This window comes from Clostridium psychrophilum (assembly GCF_018861705.1).
GTDB classification, from domain to species: domain Bacteria; phylum Bacillota; class Clostridia; order Clostridiales; family Clostridiaceae; genus Clostridium_AD; species Clostridium_AD psychrophilum.
Map to the genome: position 1 here is coordinate 22362 of NZ_JAHLEC010000038.1, position 9127 is coordinate 31488.

Here is a 9127-nt window from a genome sequence, read left to right on the forward strand (position 1 = left end):
CACTTACATAAATGATTAACTTTTTACTAATGAATCTTTGTTTTTAGCAAAAATCATCCTGCCTGCAGCAGTCTGCAGTACTGATGTTACAATAACAACTATGTTCTCACCAATATATCGTCTTCCACCTTCAACAACAATCATTGTACCATCATCTAAATAAGCTATTCCTTGACCTGATTCTTTTCCATCTTTCATAACTTGAATTTTCATTTCTTCTCCAGGTAGTACTACTGGTTTTACAGCATTTGCAAGTTCATTAATATTCAAAACTGGCACTCCTTGAAACTCTGCCACTTTATTAAGATTAAAATCATTTGTAATTACCTTGCCATTTAAAACTTGAGCTAATTTTAGTAGTTTACTATCTACTTCTGAAATATTTGGGAAATCTTTTTCCCAAATCACTACTTCAATATTTAACTCTTTTTGGATTTTGTTTAATATATCAAGTCCTCTTCTTCCTCTATTCCTCTTAAGACCATCGGATGAATCAGCAATATGCCTAAGTTCTTGTAAAACAAAAGTAGGTATAACTAGTGGTCCTTCTACAAAACCAGTTTGACAAATGTCAAATATTCTACCATCAATTATTACCGATGTATCAAGCACCTTTGGATTTTCATTAGTAAATCCCTTACCCTTTTTATCTTTGAGTCCATTACTTCTTTTTATACTTGTGAAAAAAGATAATATCTCATCTCTTTTTCTCGCGCAAATATCTGCTCCTAATGCTGCCATTATAACTGTGAATATAACAGCAATAATATTCCATATAGGAGATTGATATTTAAATAATCCTGCAAATAAAGATGCAATTACAAGACCTATTATTGCACCACCTGTACCAAAAATAATTTGTGAAGTAGGCATCTTTTGTGTACTTATTTCAACATAATCCATAAACTTCGTTATAAACGATACCATTAAAGGTGATAATAAGAACAAAATAATTCCAAAAATTAAAGCAGAAAAAATAATGAATATTATTCCCTGAATTGTACCACTTTTTAAATAATTGAGTCCGCCTAAATATCTTGTGCTTAAAAGCATACCTCCTATTAAATACCCTAAAATTAGTCCTATGATTGTAAAAAGTCCTCTTAATATTTTTTTTAGCAAAAACTTCACCTCCTTTAAATTATTAACACTTAATTGAATTTATATCCTGTTATTATCTAATATATACTATAACCTTGTGTATTTCAATAAAATATGGCATACAATTAACAGAATGTTAAACTAAATTTCTTATTTTACATAATGATTGTTCCATATTAAGCCCAAATGATAACATTATTTCACTAGCAACCATTCCTTCAACTCTTTCTAAAATCTTAACTTCTCCTGGTGGCAGCATATCTTGATTCTGTAAATAATATAAATCTCTAATCACTTCACACATCTTTAAAGTACTTCCACTTTGAATCTTCTTCTTGTTACTTCTATACCTATTATTCCAGTTGCTTTCAATTGTATTAGAACCCATTGATATCATATTTAGGGTTTTTTCTAATTCTTTTTTATTTAAAATATTTCTTATTTTATGATTTTCAATATTATCTATTGGAATCATAAAGTTCATATTATCTAGCAAAAGATATATATTTACATATTCATAACTTACATTAGAATATTTTCTAATATTTATATCCTTTATATATCCAGCACCATACTCTGCTATAAATATTTTTTCACCAATATTTAACATAACATTCCCCCTATTAATAAAACTCCTATTGATTTATTATATATTCATAAGGTGAAATGCGTACTTAATTTATTTACAAAAACGCAATGTAAATCCTATAACTAAGCTAGCAATGCTACTTAAATATTAACAAGGAGTTGAATTTAATGAAAGATTGCATATTTGATGATTTTCAAAATTCTGTGGATGAATCCCTATTAAGACATAGAAGTATCTTAGATATAATTACTAAACTTCAAGAATCTGAAGCCAGAGTTAATAGGGCTGTTGCAAAATCTATTACCAATTGTGGTTGTATCAAATTAGAAACAAAAAAACAATATACCTCCAACAATATAAATGATTCGAACTTAGATGACATTAAGTCTTCAAATGCTTCTCACATTGAAGGTAGCCTTTGCGATAATTGTAGGGAAGTCATAGAAAAAGAACTAGGAAACAATCTTTTTTATATAACTTCTTTATGTAATGTTTTAGACCTTAATTTGTATGATATTCTTTTAAAAGAATATGACAAAATCAGTATACTTGGTAAATACACCATGAGATAATAGAGTAGCACAAAATAAGTTAAAACCTATTTTGTGCTATATTTACTTGTCTAACATAAATTGTTCTTTCAACCTTCTCAATCCGTTTTTAATCGCCTTAGCTCTTGCTTCACCAATACCTTCTACACTATCAAGTTGCTTATAAGAAGCTTCCATCGTAGCCTTTAATTCTCTAAAGTGCTTAACAATGTTTTCTATAACATTTGCAGGTATTCTAGGTATCTTATTTAGCATCCTATATCCCCTTGGAGAAATAAAAGTATCCACTAAAGGAACACCTATATATCCAATAATTTTAGAAATAAAATCTAAATCCATTAACTCCTCTGAGCTCATGCCTTCCACTTGGCTATACATTTCAGTATAACTCATTCCAGCTTGACAATAATCTCTTATTAAAAGTATACCATCTTCTTCTACACTTCTAATTAACTCATGAAGTTGCATTGAAATTAGTCTACCTTCATTACCTAATTCACATATGTACCTTTCTATTTCTCCTACTATTCTCATTACCATTTCTGTCCTTTGCACTGCAGATATTGCATCAAAGAGGGTAGCCATATCTTGAAACTCTAAGAGATTTAAATTACTAACTACTCGTTCAAGTACTGAAACATATTTTTCTAATGTTTGTATAGCCTGATTTGCTTTTGCTAGGATAATACTACTATCTCTTAAAACGTACTTTATATCATCTTTATATACCGTTATAATCGTCCTTCTTTGTGATATTGCAACAACAACACACCCTGTTTGCTTAGCTATTCTCTGTGCAGTTCTGTGTCTTGTTCCCGTCTCATAAGTCGGTATTGTAGAACTCGGCATAAGTTGAGCATTAGCATATAATATTTTTTTTAAATCACTACTCATTACTATAGCTCCATCCATCTTTGCTAGCTCGTATACATAGGCAGGGCTATAAACCGAATTTATTCCAAATCCGCCATCTACAATGTCTAATATCTCCTTACCATCACCTAAAACAATAAGTCCACCTGTTTTAGCTCTCAATATATTTTCAAGCCCTTCTCTAAGTAAAGTACCAGGTGCCATTATTTTTAATATGCTCATAAGTTCCTTGCTTTTCTCTACTCTCATCTTCTTCTCCCTACCCAATTAATAATGTCATTAGAACATTTTGCTTATACTATCTTTTAATGATGATGTTGCTATAATTTCAATATTTTTATTTACTTTTAAATCTGATGATTATTTTTATACTAAAAAATAGTGTATTAAAAATGTAAATCTAACAATATATTTTTAATAACTCACTCTTATTTAAATAATAATTTAACAAATGATATTAATACATGTTAATAAACATTTTATACTTCCTACAAGTTAAAAAGCCACTCAAGAGTGGCTTTTTAACTTGTTATTTACTTTTGATTATATACTTCTTATAATACATAAACAACATTAATCATTCAATATTTTAAAAATCAATTTGCTGTTTTCCATAAGAGCATTTACACTGTCTCCTTTAATAATACTCCCCTTAAGTATTTCTTCAGAAAGTTTATCCTCAACAGTCTTCGTAATTTCCCGTCTTAGTGGCCTAGCTCCATAAGCAGTATCAAGTCCTGCATTAGATAAGTACTTTTTAACTGTCTCATCAAAACTAATATTAATTCCAAGTTCTTTAAGACGCTCCTTCACAACTTTAAGCATTATTTCTACTATTTTATATAAATCATCTTGTTCTAATGAGTGAAAAACTATAATATCATCAATTCTATTCAAAAATTCTGGTCTGAAAGAAAGTTTTAATTCTTCCAATATATTTTCCTTCATCTTTTCATATTCAGAGTTTATATCTTTCCCCTTTATATTAAAACCTAAAGCCTTTTGTTTTTTTAAAGTAGACGCTCCTACATTAGATGTCATTATTATTACTGTATTTTTAAAATCTATTGTTTTGCCTTTTCCATCTGTTAATCTTCCATCCTCCAATATTTGTAACAAAATATTAACTACATCTGGATGAGCTTTTTCAATTTCATCAAATAATATAACAGAATACGGATTTCTTCTCACTTTTTCCGTTAATTGACCACCTTCATCAAATCCTACATATCCAGGTGGTGAACCCATAAGTCTTGACACAGTATGTTTATCCATATATTCTGACATATCTATTCTTATCATGTTGTTTTCATCACCAAACATTGCCTCAGCCAAAGCCTTAGACAATTCAGTTTTTCCTACACCTGTGGGGCCTAAAAATATAAATGACCCTATAGGTCTTTTAGGATCCTTGAGACCAACTCTCGCACGCCTTATAGCTTTAGAAATAGACTTAACTGCCTCAGTTTGTCCTATCACTCTCGTGTGGAGCACTTCCTCTAATTTCAATAAACGCTCCGATTCTTTCTCAGTCAACTTTTCTATAGGTATATTAATCCACCTTGAAACAACATTTGCAATTTCAAGTTCTGTAACGATTAATTTATCTGCATTATTTTGAGTTTTCCAATTATTTTTAGAATTATATAACCTATCTTTTAATTCTTTTTCAGTATCTCTTATTTTTGCTGCTTTTTCAAAATTCTGTACTGATATAGCATCAGATTTTTCTTTAGAAATTTTGTCTATCTCATTTTCCAAACTTTTTAAATCTGATGGAGCTGTTAAGTTTTGAATTCTTACTTTCGCACCAGCCTCATCTATAAGATCAATTGCTTTATCTGGCAAAAATCTGTCAGAAATATACCTATGTGATAGGGTAACTGCGGCTTCTAAAGCATCATCAGTAAACTTAACTCCGTGATGTGCTTCATACTTATCCCTTAAACCTCTTAAAATAGCAACTGCTTCCTGTTTACTCGGCTCCCCTACAATTATAGGTTGAAACCTTCTCTCAAGTGCTGAGTCTTTCTCTATATGCTTTCTGTATTCATCTATAGTGGTAGCACCTATGCATTGAAGTTCTCCTCGAGCAAGGGCTGGTTTTAATATGTTAGATGCATCGATGGCCCCTTCAGCTCCTCCCGCCCCAATGATAGTATGAATTTCATCTATAAATATAATAACATTTCCTGCAACAACTATCTCCTTCATAACTTTTTTGAGTCTTTCTTCAAACTCGCCTCTATATTTTGAACCTGCAACCATAGATGATATATCTAAAGTAATAACTCTTTTGTCTTTTAGGATTTCAGGTATACTACCAGAGGATATTCTCTGCGCAAGGCCCTCTGCTATAGCTGTCTTACCTACACCCGGTTCTCCTATTAGGCATGGATTATTTTTCATTCTTCTACACAAAATTTCTAGGAGCCTCTGAGTTTCATTGTCTCTTCCTATAACTGGATCTAGTTTTCCCTCTTTTGCCATTTCAGTTAAATCTTTTCCAAAATGATCTAAGGTTGGCGTACCACTTTTTTGTTTTTCTTTTGATAAGCCTCCCTTTGGTGTATCTTCGGAACACCAGTTATTTAATATATCATTTTTCAATTTATTAAAATCTACTCCCAAATTAACTAAAATCGTATATGCAACACCTTCTGCTTCTCTAATTAATGCAAGCAAAATATGTTCTGGACTAATGTAATTATGATTCAGATTTCTAGCTTCTAATAGACTTAGTTCCAATAGTCGTTTTGTTCGTGGAGTCAACGGGATTTCATTTCTACGCATCTCTACGTCTCCCTCTCCCTCATACTCTATCACTAACTTTTTTACCCCAACAGATGAAATTTTCATATCATTTAAAGATTTTTTACATACTCCATCTTGTTCCTTTAGTATTCCTAACAATATATGTTCTGTACCTACATAACCATGTTTTAATTGTTGAGCCTCTTCTTGAGCATATATCAAAACCTTTTGTGCTCTCTCTGTAAATTTATTAAACATCATTTTAAAACACCTCACTTGCAACGGATTTATTTATACCTTTAATTGTACCCACTTTTATCCTAATTATTGCATTGCAGAATATTATTATCTGATTATTTAATAAAAGGCATACTTAAAATATTTTAATTTAAAATATTTTAAGTATGCCTTTATAAAATTTACATGTTTTAAAACTGTTATCTACTGAGAAATCATCATATTTATGTATTTTCTATCCTTGTAGAGCATAGAGATTCCTTTTTCATAGTTAAAGAAATTAATACTAATGCATTTATCATCATAACATCTAATATTAATATTTTCACTTTCCTTTAACACTACATCTATCTCAGAATTATCTTTAAAATAAGAGAATCCTTTAATCTTATTTAATAATTCTATGATGTTATTCTTGTTTTTAATCATTTTGTTTCTCCTTGTTGTAATTTTATTTTTAAAATCTTTAATAAGTAATATCTTTATAACCACTTTTTTAAATTACTAGTATTTTGACTTCGAATATATAAAGTTTACCTTGCTACCATAGCCAAACATAATTTTAATAAGATATAATTTATTTGTATTAAAGAATATATTCATGTTACTCTAATCTTTTACATGGATAATCCTCTAATTTTAGCATTATGTACTTAATTAAATTGATATTGCAGAACTAACAATTGCTACTTAATCATAAGAAAAATTTTCAAAATATACTATGCCATAAATTTTTCAATTTCTTCTACTGATTTAATAATTTGTTTTGAAAGATTTTCACACCCATATTCCGTAATTAATAAATCATCCTCTATTCTAATTCCAATGTTCTCTTCTTCAATATAAAGACCTGGCTCATTTGTAAGTACTATTCCAGCTTTTAGTTTTATGTTACGATTCCCTACATCATGGGTATCTAAGCCTAAATAATGACTTACTCCATGAAAATAATATTTAGGTAATTCATTAACTTCTTTTATAAGACCTAACTCTATACATCCATCTGCAAGTACTTTTTTAGCAGTTTCATTCAAAACTGAGAACATTATACCAGGTTTTGCAATTTTTATTACTGCTTCTTGAGCCTTTAATACCACATTATAAACTTGCTTTTGTCTCTCTGTAAACTTTCCATTAACTGGGAACGTGCGACTTATATCTGCATTATAGTATTTATATTGAGCCCCTAAATCAAATAAAATCAATTTATCATCCTGAAGGTCACCTTTATTTTTATCATAATGAAGTGTAGTTGCATTCTTACCACAAGCTGCAATAGTTGGGAACGCATAATCTGTTACACCTGCACTTTTTAATACAAAATCGAAATAGGCTTCTAGTTCATACTCCCTCATACCTACTTTTGAATTTTTCATTAGTGCTTTTATACCATTATCAGTTATGTCTATAGCTTCTCTAATTAACGCAATTTCTTCTTCTGATTTTATAAGTCTAAGATTAGACATTTCATGGAATATATTTTTTATTCTTAAATAAGGATATCTTTCCATTACAGCCTTAGCAAACCTTTGTGATGTAGCCATCGATATATTAAATTCTTGTCTTTCAAGATCTAAACATAAATCATCTATTTTTGATCTATCCAAAATAGAACCAAAAGTTTCCTCAAGTTCATCTACAAATTTGATGTTTTCTATACCCGAAATTTGTCTTACCTCTTCCACAGACATCTTTTCTCCAGTCCACCTAGCCATAAATGGATCATTTTTCTGTATAAACAAAGTTTCTTCAACTTTGCTATTTGTCTTAACTAACATTAAAATCATTTTCTGGCTATCGATACCTGTTAGATAGTAAAAATTTCTATTAGGAGTAAATATATACGTTTCATCTGCTGATTTATATGGTGCCTCACCTGCAAATATTAAAGTTATAGAATCTTCATCTAATTTACTCCACAGCTTTTTTCTGTTATTAGTAAATACCTTTTTCATTTTAATCCCTCCACAAAATTAACTATAAAACATAGCCTTAATATTTTTAATATCAATTCTCTTTATAACATATCACTCGGGTTAAAAAAATTCAATATTTTTTTATAATTGGTTAATTAATCATATGATTTACGTTCTAAAATGCCATCTTTACCTTTTTCTTTGGGATGTAATGTAATATTCTCCATTTTTTTGATCACCCTGTGTTACAACTTTAAAATAATTATTTTCCAGCATCTCACATAATAATTTCATTTCCTCAGGATCATTCATTTTTGAAGTAATTGTGAATTTATCATTTTTTTCAATTATACCCATATAATCATGAATGCTACTATAATCACTTAAGTTAATATCTCCAGGAATGTCTAACTTATATTCAGACATTTAATTCCCCCTTATTTACTATATGTAGCATTAGGTTTCGTAATTTCGGGTAAAATATACGTAAATATTATAATATGTTTTTATTCATACTATTTCTTTTATTATCTCTCTATATATAAAAAAAGCATCAATAATATAAATTATTAATACTTTTCTTATCCATTTAAAAATATTTCATAAAAAAAAAGCTATCAAATAGCTTTTATATACTTATATTATTTTGTTTTTTTTAAAAAATGGCTCCGCGAAAAGGATTTGAACCTTCAACCTATCGGTTAACAGCCGAGCGCTCCACCGTTGAGCTATCGCGGAACATTACCTAGCGATGACCTACTCTCCCACAGGGTTACCCTTGCAGTACCATCGGCGCATTGAAGCTTAACCTTCGTGTTCGGTATGGGAACGGGTGTTACCTTCATGCCATAATCACTAGATGAGAATATAAATATTCTCTCAAAATTGCACAGTGTTAATCTTCTTCCTTCGTCAGAAGCTTTGCTTCTTTTTTACAAAAGAAGTAGTCCTTACAAATGAAGGTATATCGCAGTATTAATATTTTTTGTTACTTTAATCTATCTTGGTCAAGCCCTCGACTTATTAGTATTAGTCAGCTGAACATGTTACCATGCTTACACCTCTAACCTATCAACCTGGTGGTCTTCCAGGAGTCTTACTTACAC

Annotated in this window: 8 protein-coding genes, 1 tRNA gene and 2 rRNA genes; 1 reads left to right on the forward strand and 10 read right to left on the reverse strand. The window is 29.9% G+C overall.

Annotation, left to right across the window (positions count from 1 at the left end; genetic code table 11):
* Positions 1-15: 15 nt before the first annotated feature.
* Positions 16-1122 (reverse strand): PIN/TRAM domain-containing protein, encoded by a 1107-nt coding sequence (locus KPL38_RS09965; RefSeq protein ID WP_216288989.1) that lies wholly within the window; start codon positions 1120-1122, stop codon positions 16-18.
* Positions 1123-1237: 115 nt separating this feature from the next.
* Complete coding sequence (locus tag KPL38_RS09970) at positions 1238-1711, reverse strand: CarD family transcriptional regulator (protein ID WP_216288990.1); 474 nt, start codon at positions 1709-1711, stop codon at positions 1238-1240.
* Between the two features lie 146 nt (positions 1712-1857).
* On the opposite strand from KPL38_RS09970, the gene KPL38_RS09975 reads away from it, so the two are divergent.
* A complete protein-coding gene (locus KPL38_RS09975) occupies positions 1858-2262 on the forward strand; it encodes a nucleoside triphosphate pyrophosphohydrolase family protein (RefSeq protein ID WP_216288991.1) in 405 nt (134 codons plus the stop codon).
* Positions 2263-2304: 42 nt separating this feature from the next.
* On the opposite strand, the gene disA is transcribed toward KPL38_RS09975, so the two are convergent.
* From disA to KPL38_RS10015, 8 genes are all read right to left on the reverse strand, one after another.
* A complete protein-coding gene (gene disA, locus KPL38_RS09980) occupies positions 2305-3363 on the reverse strand; it encodes a DNA integrity scanning diadenylate cyclase DisA (protein WP_216288992.1) in 1059 nt (352 codons plus the stop codon).
* 324 nt (positions 3364-3687) lie between these two features.
* A complete protein-coding gene (locus tag KPL38_RS09985; protein ID WP_216288993.1) occupies positions 3688-6129 on the reverse strand; it encodes an ATP-dependent Clp protease ATP-binding subunit in 2442 nt (813 codons plus the stop codon).
* A 180-nt stretch (positions 6130-6309) separates the two neighbouring features.
* The gene (locus tag KPL38_RS09990) at positions 6310-6534 is read right to left on the reverse strand and encodes a hypothetical protein (protein WP_216288994.1); all 225 of its coding nucleotides are present in this window, start codon (positions 6532-6534) and stop codon (positions 6310-6312) included.
* 290 nt (positions 6535-6824) lie between these two features.
* Complete coding sequence (locus tag KPL38_RS09995) at positions 6825-8060, reverse strand: aminopeptidase P family protein (RefSeq protein ID WP_216288995.1); 1236 nt, start codon at positions 8058-8060, stop codon at positions 6825-6827.
* 150 nt (positions 8061-8210) lie between these two features.
* Complete coding sequence (locus KPL38_RS10000; protein ID WP_216288996.1) at positions 8211-8447, reverse strand: hypothetical protein; 237 nt, start codon at positions 8445-8447, stop codon at positions 8211-8213.
* A gap of 237 nt (positions 8448-8684) precedes the next feature.
* Positions 8685-8759, reverse strand: a tRNA-Asn gene (locus KPL38_RS10005).
* 5 nt (positions 8760-8764) lie between these two features.
* A 5S ribosomal RNA gene (gene rrf / locus KPL38_RS10010) occupies positions 8765-8881 on the reverse strand.
* 143 nt (positions 8882-9024) lie between these two features.
* A 23S ribosomal RNA gene (locus KPL38_RS10015) occupies positions 9025-9127 on the reverse strand; the annotation flags it as partial.

Coding starts and splice junctions, on each gene's coding strand:
- KPL38_RS09970 (WP_216288990.1), bottom strand. CDS start 1,711: ATGTTAAATATTGGTGAAAAAATATTTATAGCAGAGTATGGTGCTGGA.
- KPL38_RS09975 (WP_216288991.1), top strand. CDS start 1,858: ATGAAAGATTGCATATTTGATGATTTTCAAAATTCTGTGGATGAATCC.
- disA (WP_216288992.1), bottom strand. CDS start 3,363: ATGAGAGTAGAGAAAAGCAAGGAACTTATGAGCATATTAAAAATAATG.
- KPL38_RS09985 (WP_216288993.1), bottom strand. CDS start 6,129: ATGATGTTTAATAAATTTACAGAGAGAGCACAAAAGGTTTTGATATAT.
- KPL38_RS09990 (WP_216288994.1), bottom strand. CDS start 6,534: ATGATTAAAAACAAGAATAACATCATAGAATTATTAAATAAGATTAAA.
- KPL38_RS09995 (WP_216288995.1), bottom strand. CDS start 8,060: ATGAAAAAGGTATTTACTAATAACAGAAAAAAGCTGTGGAGTAAATTA.
- KPL38_RS10000 (WP_216288996.1), bottom strand. CDS start 8,447: ATGTCTGAATATAAGTTAGACATTCCTGGAGATATTAACTTAAGTGAT.